The organism is Leptospira ilyithenensis, assembly GCF_004771005.1.
GTDB classification, from domain to species: Bacteria; Spirochaetota; Leptospiria; order Leptospirales; family Leptospiraceae; genus Leptospira_A; species Leptospira_A ilyithenensis.
In genome coordinates this window covers 1-21,062 of sequence record NZ_RQHV01000014.1, presented here as the reverse complement: position 1 = coordinate 21,062, position 21,062 = coordinate 1, and the positions used below count along the sequence as shown (strand labels likewise).

Annotated in this window: 19 protein-coding genes; 10 read left to right on the top strand and 9 right to left on the bottom strand. The window is 41.5% G+C overall.

Translation table 11 applies throughout. The features are described 5' to 3' along the window. On the bottom strand, positions 1-1,257 hold the full coding sequence (locus EHS11_RS02635) for a valine--pyruvate transaminase (RefSeq protein WP_135762871.1): 1,257 nt from the start codon (positions 1,255-1,257) through the stop codon (positions 1-3). A 161-nt stretch (positions 1,258-1,418) separates the two neighbouring features. Between EHS11_RS02635 and EHS11_RS02630 the strand changes: the two genes are divergently transcribed. Both EHS11_RS02630 and EHS11_RS02625 read left to right on the top strand, forming a co-directional pair. Next, a complete protein-coding gene (locus EHS11_RS02630) occupies positions 1,419-2,513 on the top strand; it encodes a DegT/DnrJ/EryC1/StrS family aminotransferase (RefSeq protein WP_135762870.1) in 1,095 nt (364 codons plus the stop codon). A 10-nt stretch (positions 2,514-2,523) separates the two neighbouring features. Beyond that, complete coding sequence (locus tag EHS11_RS02625; protein WP_135762869.1) at positions 2,524-3,696, top strand: hypothetical protein; 1,173 nt, start codon at positions 2,524-2,526, stop codon at positions 3,694-3,696. Between the two features lie 2 nt (positions 3,697-3,698). Here the strand turns inward: EHS11_RS02625 and EHS11_RS02620 are convergent, their stop codons facing one another. After that, positions 3,699-4,484, bottom strand: a complete 786-nt coding sequence (locus EHS11_RS02620) for an NADase-type glycan-binding domain-containing protein (RefSeq protein ID WP_135762868.1) — start codon at positions 4,482-4,484, stop codon at positions 3,699-3,701. 62 nt (positions 4,485-4,546) lie between these two features. Between EHS11_RS02620 and cutA the strand changes: the two genes are divergently transcribed. Beyond that, positions 4,547-4,861, top strand: a complete 315-nt coding sequence (gene cutA, locus EHS11_RS02615) for a divalent-cation tolerance protein CutA (RefSeq protein WP_135762867.1) — start codon at positions 4,547-4,549, stop codon at positions 4,859-4,861. Here the strand turns inward: cutA and EHS11_RS02610 are convergent. Then, on the bottom strand, positions 4,831-5,568 hold the full coding sequence (locus tag EHS11_RS02610; protein ID WP_135762866.1) for a glutathione S-transferase N-terminal domain-containing protein: 738 nt from the start codon (positions 5,566-5,568) through the stop codon (positions 4,831-4,833). The genes cutA and EHS11_RS02610 overlap by 31 nt on opposite strands. 237 nt (positions 5,569-5,805) lie before the next feature. Between EHS11_RS02610 and EHS11_RS02605 the strand changes: the two genes are divergently transcribed. Beyond that, complete coding sequence (locus EHS11_RS02605) at positions 5,806-7,101, top strand: M23 family metallopeptidase (RefSeq protein ID WP_246047546.1); 1,296 nt, start codon at positions 5,806-5,808, stop codon at positions 7,099-7,101. A gap of 2 nt (positions 7,102-7,103) precedes the next feature. Here EHS11_RS02605 and EHS11_RS02600 read toward each other — a convergent pair whose 3' ends face one another. Together EHS11_RS02600 and EHS11_RS02595 are read right to left on the bottom strand one after the other, a co-directional pair. Then, a complete protein-coding gene (locus EHS11_RS02600; protein ID WP_135762865.1) occupies positions 7,104-8,090 on the bottom strand; it encodes a sigma-70 family RNA polymerase sigma factor in 987 nt (328 codons plus the stop codon). After that, positions 8,078-9,214 (bottom strand): NAD(P)/FAD-dependent oxidoreductase, encoded by a 1,137-nt coding sequence (locus EHS11_RS02595; protein ID WP_135762864.1) that lies wholly within the window; start codon positions 9,212-9,214, stop codon positions 8,078-8,080. Before EHS11_RS02595 ends, EHS11_RS02600 begins: the two co-directional genes overlap by 13 nt. A 349-nt stretch (positions 9,215-9,563) precedes the next feature. Between EHS11_RS02595 and EHS11_RS02590 the strand changes: the two genes are divergently transcribed. Then, on the top strand, positions 9,564-10,616 hold the full coding sequence (locus EHS11_RS02590) for an alkene reductase (protein ID WP_135762863.1): 1,053 nt from the start codon (positions 9,564-9,566) through the stop codon (positions 10,614-10,616). A 55-nt stretch (positions 10,617-10,671) separates the two neighbouring features. Further along, positions 10,672-11,892 (top strand): multidrug effflux MFS transporter, encoded by a 1,221-nt coding sequence (locus EHS11_RS02585; protein ID WP_135762862.1) that lies wholly within the window; start codon positions 10,672-10,674, stop codon positions 11,890-11,892. Positions 11,893-11,920: 28 nt separating this feature from the next. On the opposite strand, the gene EHS11_RS02580 is transcribed toward EHS11_RS02585, so the two are convergent. Then, positions 11,921-12,307: a TIGR04452 family lipoprotein gene (locus tag EHS11_RS02580; protein WP_135762861.1), complete on the bottom strand. Its 387-nt coding sequence runs from the start codon at positions 12,305-12,307 to the stop codon at positions 11,921-11,923. Between the two features lie 493 nt (positions 12,308-12,800). Here EHS11_RS02580 and EHS11_RS02575 point away from each other — a divergent pair, with 493 nt between their 5' ends. Beyond that, positions 12,801-13,184 carry a DUF2237 family protein gene (locus EHS11_RS02575; protein ID WP_135762860.1) on the top strand — a complete coding sequence of 128 codons (384 nt, stop codon included), beginning with the start codon at positions 12,801-12,803 and terminating at the stop codon, positions 13,182-13,184. Here the strand turns inward: EHS11_RS02575 and EHS11_RS02570 are convergent. After that, entirely contained in the window at positions 13,181-14,449 is a 1,269-nt protein-coding gene (locus EHS11_RS02570; RefSeq protein WP_135762859.1) for a phospholipase C/P1 nuclease family protein, read from the bottom strand. The two genes, EHS11_RS02575 and EHS11_RS02570, sit on opposite strands and share 4 nt — an antisense overlap. Further along, positions 14,446-15,297, bottom strand: a complete 852-nt coding sequence (locus EHS11_RS02565) for an SH3 domain-containing protein (RefSeq protein ID WP_135762858.1) — start codon at positions 15,295-15,297, stop codon at positions 14,446-14,448. The genes EHS11_RS02570 and EHS11_RS02565 overlap by 4 nt, the downstream gene beginning before the upstream one ends. A gap of 118 nt (positions 15,298-15,415) precedes the next feature. On the opposite strand from EHS11_RS02565, the gene EHS11_RS02560 reads away from it, so the two are divergent. Beyond that, positions 15,416-16,222 carry a hypothetical protein gene (locus EHS11_RS02560; RefSeq protein ID WP_135762857.1) on the top strand — a complete coding sequence of 269 codons (807 nt, stop codon included), beginning with the start codon at positions 15,416-15,418 and terminating at the stop codon, positions 16,220-16,222. Position 16,223: 1 nt separating this feature from the next. Here EHS11_RS02560 and EHS11_RS02555 read toward each other — a convergent pair whose 3' ends face one another. After that, positions 16,224-17,813, bottom strand: coding sequence for a 7TM diverse intracellular signaling domain-containing protein (locus tag EHS11_RS02555; RefSeq protein ID WP_135762856.1), 1,590 nt, complete (start codon positions 17,811-17,813; stop codon positions 16,224-16,226). A 109-nt stretch (positions 17,814-17,922) separates the two neighbouring features. Between EHS11_RS02555 and EHS11_RS02550 the strand changes: the two genes are divergently transcribed. Both EHS11_RS02550 and EHS11_RS20050 read left to right on the top strand, forming a co-directional pair. Next, complete coding sequence (locus EHS11_RS02550; protein WP_135762855.1) at positions 17,923-19,065, top strand: LamG-like jellyroll fold domain-containing protein; 1,143 nt, start codon at positions 17,923-17,925, stop codon at positions 19,063-19,065. Between the two features lie 161 nt (positions 19,066-19,226). Beyond that, complete coding sequence (locus tag EHS11_RS20050; protein ID WP_246047543.1) at positions 19,227-20,480, top strand: LamG-like jellyroll fold domain-containing protein; 1,254 nt, start codon at positions 19,227-19,229, stop codon at positions 20,478-20,480. Positions 20,481-21,062: the final 582 nt, after the last annotated feature.

The following is a 21,062-nucleotide window of genomic DNA, read 5'->3' as shown; positions in this document are numbered from 1 at the left end:
TTACTTTGCTGTCCTGGAGACAATCCGGGCGATGATTTCTGCCCCACGAGCTATTTCTTTTCTGTCTCTGCAATATGTCAAACGTATGCATTCTTCCGTGTGTGAAAATTGGGTCTTTAGGCCCGGAAAGAAATAATGTCCCGACACAATATAAACATTTTCCTTCTTACAGGTTTGATAGAGTTCTATATTACTGATCGGCAGATTTGGAAAATGAATCCATAGAAAAAATCCGCCTTCCGGTTCATGAATTGTATATTGAACTTTGTATTTTGCAAAAATTTCTTCAATGATCTCCAAGGCAATCTGTAGCTTATTTCCGTAATACGGACGTAAGATGTGGTTGGAAATTCCAATGAGAGTATCTTCTTTCCAAAAAGACTTTGCCAGAGCCTGCCCCCAGTTTCCTACTGCTAAATTTCCCACCGCCGCAAAAGAAGAGAGCACGGAAATGATTTCAGTGTCTGCAATGATAATTCCTAACCTAACACCAGGTAGACCTACTTTGGAAAAACTAAGGGAAAGAACCATTCCCGGTTTCCATTGGATTGGCTCTTTTTGCCCGATCAGATTGGGGAAGGGGTTTCCGTAGGCCAGGTCGATGAGAAGCGGAAGATCGTTTTTTCGGGACTCTTGATACAGCCATTCCAGATCTTCCATGTCCATTACATTTCCCGTAGGATTGGTCGGGCGGGAGAGTGCGATGCAACCGATCGTTTCCCAGGCAATGTTTTCTTTGTTCAACTTATAGCGAAAACGATTCGGACCTATGTTTTCTATTATCGGCAGATTGGCAAAAAAAACATCCTCTTCCCATGTCTGATCCGCATAACCGATGTACTCTGGTATAACGGGAAGGAGGATTCTCTTGAAGCTACCGTCTTCCATCGTTCCCGAAAAGGAATTCAATAGAAAGGAATAGGCATTCTGGCTACCGTTGAAGAATGCGATTTGATTTCCTTGCAAAGTTGTACCGAAAAATTTTCCCAAATACTCAGCAGTCAATTGGCGTGTTTCATCCGACCCGACGGGAGAGGTATAGTCCCCTAACAACGATTCCAGTGACTTCCCGGATGTTAGGATGGATTCCACGGACTTGCGGTAGATTGTTTCCGCTTCCGGGATACGTGTAGGATTGCCTCCGCCTAGGAAGGCTATATTTTCCGTACTTCCCGACCAGGCAGAGCCTAAGTCTTCCATCAGGCTTTGGATTCCATTGGAACGGGTGAGTTTTTTGGCGATTCGAGAAAGAATCATGATTAATGCCCACAATGGGGGAGATTTTTGCCCGCCCTACCCATTTTTTAAGGATTTGGGAGCAAACTTAAAAAAATTATGTTCTCATTGCCAAAAAGGAAGTGACATAATTCGATATAAGAGGTGTAAAGAGACATAATAAATAAAAGTTGGATAGTTGGATGAGCACGGAAACATTACAAAGGCCGTTAAAAAAACAAAAGGAAATCGAATTTCACAAACCTACCCTTTCCCGAGAGGATTTAAAAGGGGTGTTGGAATGTCTCGTCGATGAACACTTGTCATCTGGCGAAATCGTCGATCGATTTGAAAAGTCGTTTTCTCATACATTCAAATTCAAATCTTCCGTCTCCACAAATTCTCTTACGTCGGCTTATCATCTGTCTCTTCTTGCTTTGGGAGTTGAGGCCGGAGATTCGGTCATTCTCTCCAGTTTTTCTCCGATCGCAGCACTTGATGCGATTTTTTTGATCAAAGCAAAACCGGTTCTTGTGGATTTGGGTAAAAATTCGTTTCATCCCGACGCTGAGCAGTTTGCAAAAAAAAGAGAAGAGTCGAATGCGAAGGTAGCTATCTTTGATCATAGTTTCGGATCCATCATCAATATCAGCAAATATACATTAGGTGAAACGTTTGTTTTGGAAGATTATAGCGAAGTGATCGGAGCCACATCGGAAACCGTTGCAATCGGAAAACAGGGCAAAGCTTCCTTATGCGGACTTTCTGCGGAAAACATGATCACTACCGGAAACGGTGCTATGATTTCCACAAACGACACATCTCTTGCCGCCAACATTCGTTCTTTAAAAACAGGAAATTCATCCAAACGGATTCCCGGCGAACCGAAATTCGAATACAGTCTGATCGACTACCAAGCTGCGCTCGGAATCGAACAACTTTCCAAACTGGGTGTGATTGTGGAACGGAAGAAAAAAATTGCGCAAGCCTATTTGCAAGCCGTTCAAAATTCAAGACTTGAAACTTACTTTGCTTCTCCAAACGAAGATAGTTTTCACAGATTTCCCATCATTGTTACGAACCAAGGTTATGAAGAAGTAGAACGTTATTTCAAATCAATCCATATCGGAACGCAAAGAACGATCGAAGAACCTCTTCACAGTGTTTTGGAAGAAAACAAATCCGATTTTCCAAATGCAGAAAGACTTTTCCAAAGAGGGCATTGCATTCCCGTATATCCTAACCTAACAAAGGATAATGTACAAAGAATTGCAACTGCAATCAGAAGGATTTATTAGTTGGTGATCCTTGTCCCGGCTATTTTCCTTAGATCCTCTATTTGAATACAGACTTGTAGATAAAAATTTTCCATTTGATTCCCCGGCACTTAGAAGAAGATTCTCTCTTGAGAATCTTTTCTTTTTTTTATCCAAAAAAGAGGATTTCGTATTACTCGAATCCGGATTGCCCCGCAGTTTGGAAGAGGATTGGAAAGAGATCGGTTGGGAAATGGGAACCCAAGTTCTTAAGGGCGACTTACTCTCCGGTGATCTGAATCTTACGGAATGGGGGAAGATGCATGTTCTTTCTGATGACGATTTGGATTTTGATACTGATTCATATGAAGACTCCCGTTATCTCAATTCCAAACTCAATCAATTTCAATGGAAAGAAGATGCAGCTCTTTCCCCGCTTTGGGCAAGGACCATTCATTCCGAAGAAACGCTGATTGATTTTTTGAATGAACTGGATTCTCCCGTTGTTTTGAAAGCTGCTTTCGGCCTTGCGGGCAGAAATCAAATCATAATCGAAAAACAATCCCAAGGTTGGAAGCTCCAGCAGATTTCCAAAAGATTGTTTTCTTATCCCATTATCGCTGAACAGTGGGTAGGTGGAGATAGGTTTTATGATTTTTCCACCCTTTGGGATTTTTTAGAAGACGGCCCCATCTATCTGGGATGTACGGAAATGATCGTGGAAAAAGACGGAACCTTTCGGGGAATTCGTATGGGAAGAGGGGTAGAGGAAAGTCTATTGCCTTTTTTGGAATCTAGTTTACGCACAATTAAAACAGTATTCGGGCTTTTGGAAGTGAAACCGACCGGACCTGCGGCGATGGATGGGTTTTTATACAAAATCAAAGACGGACTTGTACAATGTCAGCCTTTTTCTGAGATTAACTTTCGTTACTCGATGGGAAGGATTTTATATGAGATCAGAAAAAGAAGAAATTTGAAAGACGAAGAGTCGGTTCTGCTTTTTCTGCCTTTGGTCAATTTGAAAAAATGGTCGGAATGGGAATGGCTTGCCAAACTTCGAAAAGAAACGGAGCGGGAGATTTTTTTTGCAACTCCTCCGAGAGACGGCAAGGGAAAATTATTCCAAACCGTCGGTCTTTATTTTGAGTCGAAGAAAGATCTCGATTATGATGCCTCCGCCACTTTTCATAAGGTTATGGAAGAGTGGCAGAATCTTTTTTAAGATTAAACTTCGTCTTTATTTGCAATAAACAGGTGTTTTCCGTTTACTTCCACAATCGGATTGTTTCCGCCTTGTTTTAATCTTAACTGTAGTTTGTCGGTCTTGGTGATAGGTAGTTCTGCTTCCAGGCTGACTTGAACATACGAACCTTTATCCACCCAAGTGCACAACATTTTTGCCGTTTCATAACCCATTTCGCAGGTTCCGTCGGAATGAACTGTAATCCTTGCCAGATTGGATTCTGTTTTCCATTTTCCGATCGCCCATGTATTTTTCGGGGGAATGAGAATGGAACGAGCTCCATCGGAGATGAAATTTACTTCCGCGATCGCAGTGTCTTCTCTACCTGTTCCTTTATAAATATCCAAAATTGTAAGTTTGATTTCTTTTGCGGAAATTTCTTTTTTCATTTCCAATTTTTGTAAGGAAAGAGAGTCTTTTAAATTGAAAGTTTCTTCGTAATTTTCATCCGCAGTGAGTTTGATTTTTTTGATTCTATTGCTCGTATGCCAAAGTCTGGGATCACCAAACCCGTTGTATATGGCGAGAGTTTGAAACAAAACGGGAGATTTGTAACTGATGGAAAGCGTTTCTCCGATTCCATCTCCTTTTGCACCTTCCACCCAACTGGTTTCCAGTTTACCATCCATCGCAAAGCCCGGTAGGAATTTCTTTTTGTTCGGTTCCAGAATGCTGGATGAACTCAAAGCAGGAGGATTGAGTCCTTGGGAGAATAGTGTAATTTGCAATAAGACCACGATACAAATAATAAAAAAGGATCGAATCATAATGACCCAATGGATATTTTTCCAATAGAAAGGGCAAGCGCGAAACGAGCGAAAGTATCCGAATGAAAGATTTAAGATTTGTTTATGTTACCGTTGGAAATTTTGATGAGGCAAGCTTGATTGCAAAGAAGATTGTAGAAGATAAGCTCGCAGCGTGCGCGAATCTTTTGCCTCAGATGACTTCTTTTTATTTTTGGGAAGGCAAACTGCAGGAAGACAGAGAAGTAGTTTTGATTTTCAAAACAAATGAATCCAAATTGGAATCTTTAATCCGGCAAATCAAGGAACTCCATTCGTATGAAGTTCCTTGTATCGTTTCTTTGCCGATTGATTCGGGCAATCCCGATTATTTGGATTGGGTTCGGAATTCTTTATAAAATTCTCTTACCTTTTCCAATAACGGTTCTATTCCCAAGGAATCCTTCCAGGAATCAAAACTCTCCGGCATATCCACTGCACGAAACCAGGGAGAACCGGGGTATTCATCTGCAAGTGCAAATGCAGATGTCAAACTAGCGATTGTTAGATCTACGCGACCGAAAGAAGTTCCGTTGAAGAATTTTGATTTTGCATATATGGATTGCATTTCCTTTGCCAGGTCGGAAAAACTTTGTTTTGCAATATCAACGTTCTTCGGTGTGATTTTGTATCTTCTGCGGGTCACCATTGCGATCAGGTCGAAATGTTCGGGAATCACAACTTTGTCTTCTTTTTTGGGCGGAGTCAGTTGAAACAATTTTCCTACGATTTCAGGATAATCCAATATGAAACTGTATAAGATTGTTTGTAAGGTTTTTCCGATTTCAATATTGATTTTTGTTTCCCATTCTTTCTCTTCCGCTGTAGAGGGAGAGTTGAATGCTTTCGTATCCACTAGATCCAGAATGGCATCCGATCCTTGGGTGATGGAATCACCGTCTTTTAAAATGGGAACGTATGCATCGGAAACGATCTGTTTTAAAAAAGTAACATGTTGTCCCGGTACAAGAGGATTTAATTCGTAATCATAAGCCGCAATGTCAAGCGCCCAGCGGGCTTTTTCCGAAAAATGGGAAATTGGGAAAGTATACAAAACAGGTTTCATAAATCTATAGAAATGTTTATTTCCGAATTTATGTCAGCCAGGATTTTAAAATTTGAAGAAAATGTATTGTCTCCTGAAATCTTGATTAAGAGGATAACCATTGTCTTTTTGTTCTTTGATTTTTTCGGAGAACAAAAGATATACATGTTTCCTTCCACAAACCGGCATTTGTCGGAACTGTAAATGATCAGTTGATTACTGATATACATACCGGTTGACGAGAGGATTTTGGAGAAAATGAAAGGAATTTGGATCCTTTCCAAATTAAGCGGAGATGCCTTGGAAAATGCGATTCCAAACCAGAAAAGAAAAATGAAAAAATACATATACTCTAACTCATTCTTATTACTCTTTTATCTGTTTTTTTTAAACGGGCTTTTTTCTCAAACCAATAGGACTGAAAGTTGTGCGGGGGAATGGGTTTGCATTATCGAAGTGGAAACCGAAAACGGCATAGAGCTCAAAGTTAAAAATAAGAATGCAAATCCTTGGACCAGAAACTCCCTTAAGATAGAAGCAAATATTACTAATCTGGAATCCGATCTTGAGTTTCCTCTTTTCACAGTGGTAAAAGGAACGGAAGAAAATTTTATCACCAAGTTTACTTTCAAAGAAAAAGGAAAGTACCACTATCGCTCTTTCGGATATAGAGTGCGACCGGGAGATTGGGACAGCATTCATGATGACACTGCGGTTTACGAACTTCCTTTTGAAGACGGTAAAAGAATCCGGATAGGACAAGCTTATAATGGTAAGGTGACTCATCAGGGTCAGTTTGCTTATGCTGTTGATTTTACAATGCCTATAGGCACTCCTATTCTGGCGGCAAGGGAAGGTTATGTTGTCGCTCTCGAAAGTAAATTTACGGAAGGAGGATTCCGTCCTGATCTTTGGACCAAGGCGAATTTTATCACCATTCAGCAGGAAGACGGCACCATAGCCAATTACGCCCATTTGAACAAAGGTGGTGTGGTTGTTCGTGTAGGTGACAAGGTCTCCGGCGGACAACTGATCGGATATTCGGGTAATACCGGTTATACGCAAGGTCCTCATTTGCATTTTGAAGTGCATAAGCCGAACAAAAAGTTCGAAGTCACTACGGTTCCGACCGTGTTCAGAACACAAAACGGGGAAAGAGATACCCTTAAGGAATATTTCGTTTATTGGAAACCGAAACCGGGCGAGCCGAGACCCACAGATTTTATTTTAGACGAGGACATCGTACTTTGCAAGTTGAGTCTTAAGGGTGAAAGAACTGCCTGTGGTTCGGAAAATTTCAAATTGGGTGAGTCCGTGATCGTGTCTTTGGATTTCATCCAACCGGGAGAACATAAGATAGAAGTATCCGTGACAAAATTGGACGGAGCTGTTCGGCCGTTTATGTTGGAATGGAAATCAAGATTGGATACCGTGTTTGAAGGAAAATACTTTGAACTTGTAAAGTCTCCTTATTTTCAAGGCAACTGGAAGGCCGAAGTCAAAGTAGATGACCAACTTCGTAAAACTTTGAACTTTGAAGTAGGTAAAAACTAAAATCAGGCAAATATCCATTTGATTACATTGGCCAGAGGTTTGGCCCAAACGGGAATCGGTTTTCCGAAAAAGTTCTTTTTGGGAAACAAAAGAAAAAGACTCAACGGAATCAATTTCCCATCATCAATTAACCCTTGTTTGTTTTCGAATGCTTTTAGTTTTTCCGGATTTAGAATTGTATGGATTTTTGAGATTCCTTTTTCCTCTACTGTAAAGGAACGCAGAGCGATCGCCTGATTTTTTTGATATGCAATGATACAATTTGTACTGTTGGATCGGGTTAGGTAGTATTCCACATTTTTATAATGTTTATGTGTTCTGGTTTTGATTAAAAATGCCGCGACTCTTGGTTTTCCCGTGATAGGAATTCTTGCTGCGTGTAATTTTCCTCCCCCGTCGCTCCAAACCACTATGTCTTCTCTTAACAAAGGCAAAATCAGTTCCGGATCGCCTTGCGAGGAAGCCAGTAAAAATTTATGAATCAATACATTTTTGGATTCGAGGCTCGGGCTGAATTTCTTTTTTTCGGAACGAAGATTTTCTTTTGCCCGTTTTAAAATTTGTCTGCAGGCATCCTGTTTTTTGCCTACCGATTTCGAAATGATTTCATAATCCAAAGAAAAGGATTCGCGTAACAGAAAGACAGCTCTTTCCACTGGGTTTAATTTTTCCAATAGATGGAGGAAAGCAAGATCCAGAGTATCCGGATCTATTTCTTCTTCACTGTTCGTAGGGATCGGTTCGGGAAGCCAAGGACCGATATAGGTTTCTTTTTTTCTTTTGGTCTTTCTGATCGTATCCAGAGAAAGTCTTGTGGCGATTGTGGAAAGAAACGCTTTGGGAGAACGGATCAATTGGTCTTTCGCCTTGGACCATCTAAGGAAGGTTTCTTGTACAATGTCTTCCGCATCCGTAAAAGAACCTGTCATGCGATAGGCGATCCCGAATACCAGACCTTTATGTTCTAAAAATTGATCTAACCTTTCCATACATAAACGTCCGCATATTTTTCCAATCTAAAGGAAAGTATCGTGAGCTTGCAAATAGTTTCCTTGATAAAGGCGGCCATTTTGGATTTCCAAACCTTTCCGTAAGGAGTGTCGTCCGACAAGGAAGGTTGAATCACTCCGTTTTTTCTTCCCAAACTTACATTTCGTCCCAGATAGGAAAGCTTAAACTCTTTTTCACCTAACTTTGACTTTGCCCCCAAGGTATAAGCCAATCTTTCTGCGGCATAAATTCCCATAGGAAGAGCGGTGGCACATGCCATCCGTAAATGATCGTGGTCTCCGGAAACTACTTTGGCTGCATCTCCCGCAACAAATACATCGGGTGTTTGATTTAATTCCAGATACCCATTCACTAACAATTGACCGATTTCATTTGCGGGCAGTCCTGATTCCACGCCGACGGGAGACGCTACAAGTCCGTTGGAAAGAATGCATATATCATGTTCTATTTTTTTGCCGGATTTTGTAATCAGTGAATTGGTTTCGAAAGATTGAATATAGGAATCTTCCATTAGATTGATCTTATGTTTTGCAACATAACCTTTCATCCAATCGGAAGCGGGTTCTGAAAATCCCGCGCCAAGTTTTCCCGAATCAACCAAAGAAAGATCCGCTGCCGGAAATGTTTCCGCAAGTTCCGCTACTGTTTCAATTCCACTGAGACCCGCTCCTAGGATTGTGATCTTCGGTCTGATCATTGCCTGTAACGTACTAGCCATACGGATGCAATCGGTTTTTTCCGCAATAGAGATATAAGTATCCGGTAAAGCCTCATTCGTTTTCTTTTGAACACCTAACGCATAAATAAGATAATTATAATTCAGCTTTTTATTATCACTCAAAAAAACCTCTTTCGATACGGAGTTGATTTTTGTGATTTTGGCGATCTTGAGTTCTACCTTTTTGTGCAATAAGGATTTTGTTGAATATGTCTTTGCCAAAGTCCCGCAAAGTACTTGGTGATTGCGAATCCTTTCATGAAATTCGTTTTCTGCCGTTATTAAGATGATTTGGATCGGGAGCTTTTTTCTGGCCAACCGGTTTGCTGCGATGATCCCTGCATAACCCCCTCCTGCAATGATAACTGTTTTTCTGGATTCCATATTTTCTCCTGTTACAAAGAGGACGAATCGGGAAAGTTTTCTGTGACGGATTTTAAAAAAAGAGAAGGATTTTTTGAATAATCATTTGACAAGTATATATATGTATAGTATTTTGTCCTCAGGCTTTCCAACCAAATCTTTTGATGGGAAGATCGAACCGGGGCATAGCTTACTTCGCCATTGTTGTTCGATCTTCCTTTTTTTTTATCCCTATCCTTTCCTTAAATCGTTAAAAAAGAAATGACAAATCCTTAAAAATCCGGTTGTGGAAATCTCCCTGGTTATTTTTTTTGTATTAGTTCATTATTTCAATAATATTGAAGTATTGAACTAAGGTTTGGACTTAAGAATGACTACATTATTTGATCCCGTTAAAATCGGAGAATTGGAACTTTCCAATCGAATCATTATGGCCCCCATGACTCGCTGTCGGGCCGAAGACAATAGAATCCCCAATTCCCTTATGGCTGAGTATTATTCGCAAAGAGCTTCTGCAGGAATGATCATTACGGAAGCTACCTCAGTGACTCCTATGGGAGTCGGTTATCCCGATACTCCGGGAATTTGGTCCGAGGAACAAACGCAAGCTTGGAAAAAAATCACGGACGCTGTTCATGCTAAGGGGGGAAAGATACTACTCCAGCTTTGGCATGTAGGGAGAATTTCCGATCCGGTTTATTTGGATGGAAGATCTCCAGTTGCTCCCAGTGCCATCGCTCCGGAAGGTTATCTAAGTCACATTCGTCCTAAGAAAAAATACGAAACCCCTCGGGCTTTGGAATTGGATGAAATTTCGGAAATCATCGAGTTGTACCGTAAAGGTGCCGACAATGCAAAGTTAGCTGGTTTTGACGGAGTGGAAATCCACGGTGCCAACGGTTATCTGTTGGATCAGTTTTTGCAAGATGTTTCCAATCATAGAACCGATATATACGGCGGCACTTTGGAAAATAGAGCCAGACTGCTTTTGGAAGTAGTGGATGCGGTCGTATCCGTTTGGGGAGCCGGAAGAGTCGGTGTTCATCTTGCTCCTAAGGGAGATGCTCATTCCATGGGAGACTCCCGTATCAAGGAAACATTTTCTTATGTGGCAAAAGAATTGAATAAACGAAAAGTCGCATTTATCTGTACCCGCGATTATGTGGGGGACGGGCATTTCGGTAATGAAATAAAACAACAGTTTGGTGGTATTTACATCGCAAACGAAAAATTCACAAAAGAAACTGCGACGGATTTTATTACGAACGGAAAATCAGATGCTGTGGCTTTCGGAACATTTTTTATATCAAACCCGGATCTAGTGAGACGTTTTAAGGAAAATCTTCCTTTGAATGAACTGAATAGTGCTACTATTTATGCAAAGGGTTCGGAAGGTTATACCGATTATCCATTCCATTCCTAACATAAGGAATGAAACCACACCGGTTGGGGAATTTGAAACTGATAAAACACAAAGTATGAAAGAACTTACCAAAAAACAAGAAACCCTTTTGATCTTTCTTTTGGGGGCATTGACAGCAATTGCTCCCTTTTCGATTGATATGTATTTGCCCAGCTTTCCTGCGATTACGGAATATTTTAAGACGGATATCGCCAAGGTGGAACTTTCCTTAACTTTCTATTTTGCAGGGATTGCAGTCGGCCAATTGTTTTATGGCCCGCTGATTGACCGTTTCGGCAGAAAGAAACCTCTCCTCGTCGGAATTTTTCTTTACGCACTCGCATCAATCGGATGTTCTGTCGCTCCTAATATAGATTCTCTTATCTGGATCAGACTTTTGCAAGGGTTAGGTGGTTGTGTGGGGATGGTTGCGGCAAATACAATCGTCAGAGATGTTTTCCCTGCGGACCGAACGGCGAGAGTGTTTTCTCTTTTGATCCTGATCATGGGAGTGGCGCCGATGGTCGCTCCGACCCTTGGAGGTATATTTGTTGCGTCCTTCGGATGGCAGTTTATTTTTCTTGTACTCGCTTTGTTTTCGGTGATGCTTTTTTTCTGGGTCGTCGCCTTTCTTCCGACTGTAGTCGGTCCCGATACAAGCGTATCTTTAAAGCCGAATGTCATTTTGGGAAAATATATTTTTGTTTCTAAAGATAGAATTTTTTTAAGATATGCGTTAGCTGGTAGTTTCACATTGGCGGGATTATTTTGTTACGTTGCAGGTTCGCCTTTTGTAATCATCCATTTGATGGGATTTACCCCCGGCCAGTTCGGAATTGTTTTTGCCGTCAACACTTCGGGATTTCTTTTGGGTAGTCAAGTAGGTCGGATTCTATTGTCCAGATATACTTCGGATCAAATCATTTCCACCGCTTCTTTTTGTTTGGCGGTGTCGGGGGTTTTGTTACTCGGATCGGTATTTCTTTTGTCAGTTTCACCTTACTTTTATTTGGCGCCATTGTATTTCTTTTTGTTTTTTGCAGGATGTATTCCTCCCAATGCCAATGCTCTCGCCTTGCAACATTTCACATCCAATGTGGGAAGCGCTTCCGCATTTTTAGGATTTTTACAAATGTTTATCGGTTCCGTAGCGACTGCGGGAGTAGGATACTTTCATATTGACAGTGCTTTGCCTATGGCTGCACCGATGGCAGTGTGTGCGCTTGTCAGTTTGGCTATCTATCACGGTTTGGGAGCTAAGAGAAAAGTAGAAGTGAATGTAAAGGCCCTTGGGTAAGACTAAGAGCCTTTACATTTTGGAAAGTTTAGAGTTTCGGAAGAGGATCTCCTGTAAGATAGCCGTCTGTTTTTAAATTTTTGCAGGAGATGAGATTTGCGATTGTGGAGCCCAATACAAATCCTGTGAGACCTTTGATATCATTTACGCAAGTATCCACGTCGGACTTCACGTAGTATTTTGCCGCATCAATGCCTGCGATATCATCTGCGATCAAACTTAGTATACTGATCCCCGCAGCTCTTCCACCTGTAGCTGCAAGTGTGTTGATTAGATCAATTGTAATCGCAGCTTCACGAATGCGAGACGCCGCTTCGCTGCCTTTTTCACGATCTATGTTGAGTCCTACCGGATTCAACAGAACGCAGTTTGACATACTAATCACTACAAATAAAATTAAGCATTTTGTTTTCATTTTGGTCACCTTGAATTTTTCGACAATCCTGAATTGGAAATGGAAAATAGCAAGGCAAAAGATAATATAAAATAGAAACGGATTTATTTGGGAGCAAAACGCCCACTAGCTGATCCATAACCTAAAAAGCTATTTACACTTGATGAATAGGATCTGTGCGCTCTGGAAGTTCCCAACCAGGATTCGCCGAACTTCTTAGCTCGTATTCTTTGAGATGTCTGGTATGAAATGTGCCTCCTCCCATCCTCCTTTATAAGAACTGATGACTTTATAGTTTTCATATGTTGTCGCGCTACAATCATACCTAGGTGGTTTCCGAAATTGCGGGAACCTACTATAACAGCAAACAAATGATAAATGCAACGAAACTGGGATTTTCCAATATTGTGGAACAAATTCGGGAAAATAATAATCAAAATGAATTTGTCCCCGGACAGAAACTTCCAAAAAAACACCTTTCCCTTTTAGAACAGAAAGCAAAGAATACAAAATAATGAATATGGACCCATCGATAAATGTTTTAGGCGGCAAATTAGCACCTTGTTCCCATCACCCGCTTACGGGATTTTTCAGAGACGGATGTTGTAACACTTCGGACGAGGATTTTGGTTCTCATACGGTTTGCATCCAGGCTACGGAAGAATTTTTAATTTCACAAAAGGCGTCCGGGAACGATTTGATGACCCCTCATCCGGAGTATTCTTTCGCAGGAGTCAAACCCGGAGAAAAATGGTGTTTGTGCGCCAGCCGATGGTTGGAAGCCTATCGAAACGGAGTTGCACCGCTCGTGTTTTTGGAATCTACCCACAAGCGCGCGTTAGAGATCATTCCATTGGAAACCTTGGAACGATTTGCTGCGGAAACGGAAATTTCCTAAGGTTTGAAAAAAGTTTTCGCATACACCCTCGTATGATAGGATGTATTGCTTAAAAGTTTTGCAATGATCCCGTTGATAGGATGTTCCACGGGATACAAAGATTCGTATTTTATAATATTCAGGTGTTCTATCTCCAAGTCCGCATCTTCCGCAGTTGTATAAGCTTCTTTGGAAACTACATCTCTTATATAACTGAAATCTTTCCAGACATTCAGATTCTTTTCCGGTGCTACGGAAAGTGCAGTGTAAACAGGATGATTTTCTTTTTTATTTAAAAGAATGTCTCTGACCAGATTGTATTGGTATTCTTCGATCAACGAGTGGCGATTGACCACATACTCCACCATATTTGCTTTCGGAGAATTGATTCCTATGACAGATAAAAGCTGAACCCCCATCCTCTTTCCGAATCCGACCCGAGGAAGAACGGAAGAGTGATAGGGTTGAGTCAAGTCTTGGATATAATGCAATGCCCAACCGCTGAATCTATAACCCCAGTAAGTATGTCCCGTTTTAAAAGCATATTCCGCAAGTTTTGTGAATTGATAAATTCTATACTCGGGATATGTTCTTTTTAGAAAACTAGCAACAGTTAGGGTAATTGAGGACTCATGAAAAAACCCCATATGAAAAGGAGCTTGCGACGAATACTCAAACCTGGGATCACCGAAGGGTTGTGTTCCGAACCCGTAAATTTTTCCAAACTCGGAATCGTTGTCGGTAAATAGATAAAAATCCAAATCATAGTCGGGCTCATCGACTGCAGTGGCAACCACATCCAAAGGAGAGATATTTGCCCCTTCGGCAAGAGAGAGAAATTTTTCATTCACCATCCTTCCTTTGTCTTTTAAGGTAGTGATATTTGCGAGTTCTTTGGACGGATTTGTTTGAGGAGGACTTAAGACGGATTGAACGTATAGGCTCGGTTTATGGTTAGGAAAGACACGTAACGCTCTGAAAAAAGCAGGAACCAAATCTTCTTTCTTTTTGATTCCCTCCGGCCGGAACACCAAACTTATGTCAGGTTTCGGACAATGGGGAAGCAACTTGGCCCCGTATTCGTCCGCATCGGACAAAACGGCTTTGATCCCTTCTTTTTCTTTGTTTAAAAAATTAGCTAGGCTCTCCGCTTTTACATTTGCCGGAGGAGATGTTTTCCAATAATTTTTTAAAATAATATAAGTAAGACCTGCATGGTTACTCCAGGCAAAACAGGGAAGTGTGAATATAAGAATGATCGAAATGATAAGTGCTTTAGATTTCATTTTTGTGTTTGTTCCTTTTCCTTAAATGTTTTCCCATTCCAAAGATACTCTCTTTCGTAGTATTCTTGGGCGGAGATATCGTCTATATCATAATGTCTTGTGATCTCCCGAATCGTATTCGGTTTCCCTTTGTAGACCTTTCTTTTTATCTCGGAATCGGCGTTTAAAGTTTCTTCCGGAAAAACAAGCCAGGATTCCGCGCAGGAAGGAGGATCACACATTCCCGGAACCCGGGAAAAATGGGATGCAAGTTTGCCGTCTTTTAAGGTGATGAATGTTTCATTTGGAAATCCATATTCTATTTCCGAATATACTAAATAACGAAGACTGAACATCTCTCCCGGGCTAGGCTTGAAGGAATCGGTATTGTAAAATTCATGTCCCCAGGATTCGTTACTCACCGGTCCTGGGTCCAACTTCAAACTGGATATCAGCTTGGAATCCAAAATAGCTTTGATTTCCAAAACTTCCGATGTTACTCCCAGGTTTCGAACCAGAATTTCATATTTACCCAATGTAAGGTGGTAATCGGAAAGAAGGCCTCCCCAAACATAACCTTCTTCTTTCCCTACCTTTACTTTGTACCAATACTCTTTGACCTTTCCTTGTGCGAGCACCGTATTTATTTTCTTTAGTACTTTTACTGGGCTCCCCGGTTGGAGCTTTGTCACTACATCCGCTTTTAAACTCGGCTCTTTTCGAATATTCACATTTTCTGCAAATACTTTGTAATCGGTATTTTCCTTCTTTTCGGGAAGAGTTCCTTCCCAATGGCCTTGCGAGAGAAGGGGAGATACCAAACTTATTAAAATGAATAGGGAAGATGAATATTTTAATAAAGAAAACATCACTGGGAATCGGATTATAGCCGGACCGTAAGTCGATCTCTTTTCCCGGGAGAATAGTTTTTTTTCCTATGATCCGAGCCGATGATAATTATATGCACCTACTTGTTCGGGGTATAAAATGATTTTTCTACAGCTAATCAATCCGTATTCCATAGAACAAATCAAATCATTGGAAGACAAAGCCAATGCGTATGAGACTTGGGTTTTCATTTTGGTATTTTTAGTGGTACTGCTTGCTCTTGTATCTCTCTTACAAAGGTTGGCGATTGTAAAATTACGTAAAAGTCACAACCTGATGAAGCCCGGCCAAAAAGAAAAAAACATTTTGGCGGATGTAAATACAATTACACAGACTTTGCCTGAGGGCGCACATTTTCCCCAACTGAACGAACTGCTTAACACAGGTCTTAAATTCAAATTCGTAGTTGCCGGGTCTTCTTCCGAAAAAACAATCCTGATCGGACAAACGGAAGGAACGATCAAAACCCATTCTACTGAAATTACCGATTATCATCTAACTATTATTATTCGGAAAAGGGGGACATCTTATCATCTGGAATTCAGAAGAGAGGGTAAAGTTCTTATCCTTTTGCCCGGTTCGAAACAAATGACGGAAATGGGCGCAAGGGAAAGATTCACCATCCAGAAAGAGGAGAGCGAAGAAGAATATCCGAATTTCAACTCCATCGAATCAAACGAACCCATCCGGTTTCGATTGGGCAAGGTGTTGACGGAGGATTTGAAATTTCCCGGCGGATACTTCGAGTTTCATTTTTATACGAAAAATTCCGAATCATCGCATCTGGATGGGAATAAAGAAAAACATTTTTATCTCAAATTATACAAAATCTATCCTGGTTACAATACCGCAAAACAAAATAAAGACGGTTATTTTCCCATGTTGGAAAAATTCGAAACAAACTAGTTCAATCCTTTTTTTTCGCATTTGATCGGTCTTTTCTATATTCAATCGGAGTCATTCCGATGGATTTTTTGAATTCATTATTAAACGTAGACTTTGATCCGAAACCTGTTGCGAATGCGATGGAAAGTACCGACATATCAGGTTTGTTCTTCAAAAGTTCTTTCGCGTCTTCCATCCGGTAGGAATTCAAATAGGCCCGAAAACTCATACCTATTTTCGAATTGATCAGCTCGGAAGTCTGTTGGACATTCAGTCCTATGGCGAGGGAAGTTTTTTCAAGATCCAATTTTTCATCCAGATAGGGTTTTGATTGACGCATCCATTCTTCCAGGCGGGTTAAGGACTTATTGGTGTCCACAAAACCCAGTTTTGATTTCGTATAACGCGGATCTTGTGCCCTATTTGTCGTTAGGAGCCTATGCAGGATTTCATTTCTTTCACCTGCGAGAGCCTGGTATTTTTGAAGAAGGTTGAATAACAGAAAAAACAAATCTATCGGAAATATAAACACCGATCCGTATATAACCGGTAGTGAATAGGGAATGATGCCAAGGTAATAAAAGATGGAGCTGTAACCCGAGCAAAGATAAGTTCCCCAGCTTAGTAGAAAAAACTTAATTCGTTTTTCTCCCTTCAGATAGATTCGTATTCCTGTGACGAGAATGATCGGGATCGATACCAAATAGATGGCACTTACGATCCGTGAAAAAATTACAATTGTTTTGGTAAATAAAATGCATAAAGACGAAACAAATCCTACGATTCCCAAAACCATTAAAAATTTATCCGTGATCGGAGTCTTGGTTTTTGTTTCCAAAAACATTCTTACAAATTGAAAAGAAACGGCGATTCCGAGTGCGAGAGAAAATATAGTAGATCTGTTCTGCCACCAGATTGCGTCGGGCCAAAATGTATGAAATGAATTTCCGAACTGACCATTATACCATATAGTCGTTGTTAGCACATACACGGCATAATAAAAAAATTCATAAAGCCGGAAAGCAAACAGGTAAAACAAGCTTACGATGAACATAACTGCGCAAAAGCCGAGTATGAGCCATATAATCGAAGTTTCCAAAACGATTTTGTTATGAAAGGTCTTTTCATCCATGGACCGAATGGGAAAAGATATAAGCGATTTAGATTCCAGGCGAATGTACAAATAGCCCTTCGTTTTTTCGGAAGGGATTTGAAAGCTTGGGTCCAAGGCTTCCGGCAAAGTCCAAAGAGATTTTTGTAAAGTATCACCTGTTTGGAAAGATCGGTATGAGTTTCGCTCGTCGGGAAAATACAAAATCCCGCTATCCAATGCCTTCCATTCCAAAGAGATGATCCTTCCCGATTGAAATGCTTCATCGGAAACGGAACCACGAAGCCAAATTGCATCCTTTGTAAAATTAAAGGAGAGAGTATCATCCGAAATTTTTTGCCAATCCTTTGCGCTTCGAATTTCCGCCAATGTCGAGTTATGTGTAGAATCACGGTAGAATTCAAATCGATTCGTAATATTGATTTCATCTTTTCCCGCATTCGAACAGGAAAGACCTGCAAGGATAGCAAAGACCAATGGAAACAATCGGATCGATTTCATTCTGAGCAATAGTTAAGTTTTTTCTTTGACTTACAAGTTTAATTCGGGAAAAAGAGTCCGGAAATATATTTCCGGACGACCAATTTTTTTTTTGCGTTAGGATTGTTCTATGGCGAACTCCTACGCATGCAATGGATTTAGAATATTCGAACCTTCCGCAAAACAAAGCGCGGTTCTATTTTTGTCTGTATTCGTCTGCTTCTCCTGTGGGAACTTAAAATTCAATAATTCGGGGGATTCGGGAACCAGGGCATACGTAGAAACTCAAATATGGAATTGTATCTTGAAGTCTTCTTCTTGTTTTCCGCAACATGGCGGATCAGATTCCGCCACGGCCATTTCCATGACCCTCTCGATCAGTTACTCCATTACCCAATATTCATTCGCCCAAAATGTTTCCATCTCTCCCATCCAACCTGCGATCACTGAAACTGTTACATCTTGTATAGTAAGTCCCGCTCTGCCTTCGGGACTTACTATTGACAATACTACCTGTGTGATCAGCGGAACGCCTACCACGTTGCAAACCACTTCTAATTATTCGATTACCGCCACCAATGCGAAGGGAAGTGCGAATGCTTCGATCGGCATTTCCGTCGTTATTCTGGTTATTCCAGCTCTGGTGCAATTTGAGTTTAGCAATGGATCCCTTGCCGATTCGGGCACTCAGGGAGTTTCTTTAACTACTGCCGGCGGATCTCCCACCTTGGGCACTGGGTTCGATGGGGGAACTAACGGATCTTATTCGTTAGGCGGATCTGATTATTTCACAACGGTGATAGGTGGAGATCTCGGTCTGCCAATGGGGGCAAATCCCAGAACCATGTGCGCCTGGATCAATCCTTCTGTGGCCCCTTCGGGTAACTCAATCATCTTTCGATACGGTTTGGTTTCGGCGGGTACGGCAGTGGGTCTGGGCTTTCAGAATGCCAATCTTGCTTTTTTTGGAAGCGGTTTTGACGCGCTTCTTCCCTACACCATTTCTACAAATACGTGGTCGCATTTTTGCGCGACATTCGACGGAAGTATCACAGTGAGTTTTTACATTAACGGTTCGTTAGTTGGAGCGGCTTCCCTGGCAGGGTCATCAGGACCTATCAATACTACATCGGATCTAATCATTATCGGGGGATGGGATCCTTATGGTTATTACTGGATAGGGGGAGTCGATGACGTGAGAATCTACGGACTGGCTCTGAGCCCAACCTCTATCAACCAGATTTATCAGGGGATTCCTGTGACAGGGCCTTAGGTGATGAAGGTAAAAAGGCGAACTTTTTAGAAGAATTTTTTGGGAAACAGAGATAAGGGTAGGCGGAATCTTGGATTTGTGTTAGGTGGAATTTTGCAAGCCCACGAACCTCACCCCCCAACCCTAAACAGGGCGGGGGCTTTCAGGATTATCTGAATATTATGTCACTTTGGCGCTCAATCGCGAAACGCCTCTACAAAAAAGTTCCGAAATATATCTCGGAACGACCATTCTTTCTATTTCGGTTATACTCCGCCATTATGGAGAAAATTCGGATATTTCGATTTTGCCGATCTTGGGGTTGGTTCAGAGAGATTAGGTTATTATTTATAGTCACCTTGTTGTATCCTGTTGCCTTCTGCCAACCCTTGCATTTTGGTAATGCTGGAGATTTTGACAGCCGTGAATTTTATGAAACGCAAGTGTTGAGTTGTTTGCTAAAAGGTGTCTATTGTAACCCCAATTGGGCAGATAATCAATCCGAAAAGAATGGCGGTTTAAAACCTACTTTAAATTATACGGTAAGTTCATATACCTTTTTGCAAAATTTTCCAATAGTTGCCATCACTCCGGTTGTGACAGGAACGGTGACGTCCTGTTCTTCGAATCCTTCGCTACCTTCGGGGGTTTTAATCGACAATACAACTTGTGCGATCAGCGGAACACCAACCGGGACGCAAGGTGCGACGACTCATATCATCACAGCGGCAAATGATCACGGAAGCGGACAAGCTGCGGTATCAATTACTGTTACTGTGCCTCTTCAACCATTGCTACAATTAGATTTTACCAATGGCTCCCTGGTGAATTCCGGGTCAGTGGTTATTTCCTTAGGCTCCCCTGAGGCGTCGCCAGTCCTGACTGTCGGCAAGGATGGCGACGCAAATGGAGGCTATCTTTACAATGCCAATAACCAATATTTTTCAGCATCCGATACCGGATTACCAATGGGAGCAAGCCCGAGGACCATGTGCGCTTGGATCAACCCTTCGGCACTTCCCGCGAATGGTTTTTATCATATGGTATTACGTTATGGCAATACTACCGGAGCGAATGCATCTGTCTTAGCGATTTCAACTCAGGCTAGTGCGCCAAAAATTTCTTTTATAGGAAGCGCTTATGATGCCCATGCCGATTACACTATGCCGATTAACACCTGGTTGCATTTATGTTCTACCTTTAGCGGAGGCACTACGGTGAGTTTCTATGTCAATGGAGTCTTTATTGCCAGTCCGACCTTTGTCGGAACGGGACCACTCAATACAATATCTTCATCATTAGTGATTGGAACCTGGACAGGAAGTGGAGGTACAGCATACTATTGGCGGGGTGTTCTCGATGATGTGCGGATTTACGGTGTTGCGTTAAGCGATACACAAATCGGTCGGATTTATAGCATTGGAGCGACATATTAAGGTGCGCACCACAGTCGATAAAACAGTCATTAGGTGAAACTGGTTCCATTGATTGGGGTCAAAGGCCTTTTTTTGCCAGGCAGTCTCAAGACTGCCAAACATATTTTATATAGGAACCTTAAGCAACCAGATCTATCAAAGAATTCCTGTTATTGTGCCTTAGAGTGGTAAGGCAAAAAGGCGAACTTTTCGGAAGAATTTTTGTAAAACCGAGGATAAAAGTAGGCGGAATCACGAATATGTGTTAGGTGATTTGTTGCAAGCCCACGAACCTCACCCCCCAACCCTAAACAGGGCGGGGGCTTTCAGGATTATCTGAATATTATGTCACTTTGGCGCTCAAACGAGATGTGAATGGAAAGGCACTTGGGGCAGGTCCCCCAGACAACACGCATGCGAAAGTAAGTGATTCTACAGTGGTGGCAGCGGAAAATTTCACCGATGAACTTTGAGATTACTGATAAGATGGGATTTTGGTATCCCCGCCCGATTTGGGAGGGGAACTCCACCCATCCCGTTACCCATAAAGTTCTTGTACGTGGTATAGCATTTAGTGATCTGTTGTTATGGAAAACGAGCAAG

What these genes read in the sequence shown, in the direction of transcription:
- EHS11_RS02610 (WP_135762866.1), bottom strand. Translation starts at nt 5,568, where the DNA reads ATGAAACCTGTTTTGTATACTTTCCCAATTTCCCATTTTTCGGAAAAA.
- EHS11_RS02635 (WP_135762871.1), bottom strand. Translation starts at nt 1,257, where the DNA reads ATGATTCTTTCTCGAATCGCCAAAAAACTCACCCGTTCCAATGGAATC.
- EHS11_RS02550 (WP_135762855.1), top strand. Translation starts at nt 17,923, where the DNA reads ATGGCGAACTCCTACGCATGCAATGGATTTAGAATATTCGAACCTTCC.
- EHS11_RS02570 (WP_135762859.1), bottom strand. Translation starts at nt 14,449, where the DNA reads ATGAAATCTAAAGCACTTATCATTTCGATCATTCTTATATTCACACTT.
- EHS11_RS02575 (WP_135762860.1), top strand. Translation starts at nt 12,801, where the DNA reads ATGAATATGGACCCATCGATAAATGTTTTAGGCGGCAAATTAGCACCT.
- EHS11_RS02595 (WP_135762864.1), bottom strand. Translation starts at nt 9,214, where the DNA reads ATGGAATCCAGAAAAACAGTTATCATTGCAGGAGGGGGTTATGCAGGG.
- EHS11_RS02565 (WP_135762858.1), bottom strand. Translation starts at nt 15,297, where the DNA reads ATGTTTTCTTTATTAAAATATTCATCTTCCCTATTCATTTTAATAAGT.
- EHS11_RS20050 (WP_246047543.1), top strand. Translation starts at nt 19,227, where the DNA reads ATGTCACTTTGGCGCTCAATCGCGAAACGCCTCTACAAAAAAGTTCCG.
- EHS11_RS02580 (WP_135762861.1), bottom strand. Translation starts at nt 12,307, where the DNA reads ATGAAAACAAAATGCTTAATTTTATTTGTAGTGATTAGTATGTCAAAC.
- EHS11_RS02590 (WP_135762863.1), top strand. Translation starts at nt 9,564, where the DNA reads ATGACTACATTATTTGATCCCGTTAAAATCGGAGAATTGGAACTTTCC.
- EHS11_RS02585 (WP_135762862.1), top strand. Translation starts at nt 10,672, where the DNA reads ATGAAAGAACTTACCAAAAAACAAGAAACCCTTTTGATCTTTCTTTTG.
- EHS11_RS02605 (WP_246047546.1), top strand. Translation starts at nt 5,806, where the DNA reads ATGAAAGGAATTTGGATCCTTTCCAAATTAAGCGGAGATGCCTTGGAA.
- EHS11_RS02600 (WP_135762865.1), bottom strand. Translation starts at nt 8,090, where the DNA reads ATGGAAAGGTTAGATCAATTTTTAGAACATAAAGGTCTGGTATTCGGG.
- EHS11_RS02555 (WP_135762856.1), bottom strand. Translation starts at nt 17,813, where the DNA reads ATGAAATCGATCCGATTGTTTCCATTGGTCTTTGCTATCCTTGCAGGT.
- EHS11_RS02560 (WP_135762857.1), top strand. Translation starts at nt 15,416, where the DNA reads ATGATTTTTCTACAGCTAATCAATCCGTATTCCATAGAACAAATCAAA.
- EHS11_RS02620 (WP_135762868.1), bottom strand. Translation starts at nt 4,484, where the DNA reads ATGATTCGATCCTTTTTTATTATTTGTATCGTGGTCTTATTGCAAATT.
- cutA (WP_135762867.1), top strand. Translation starts at nt 4,547, where the DNA reads ATGAAAGATTTAAGATTTGTTTATGTTACCGTTGGAAATTTTGATGAG.
- EHS11_RS02630 (WP_135762870.1), top strand. Translation starts at nt 1,419, where the DNA reads ATGAGCACGGAAACATTACAAAGGCCGTTAAAAAAACAAAAGGAAATC.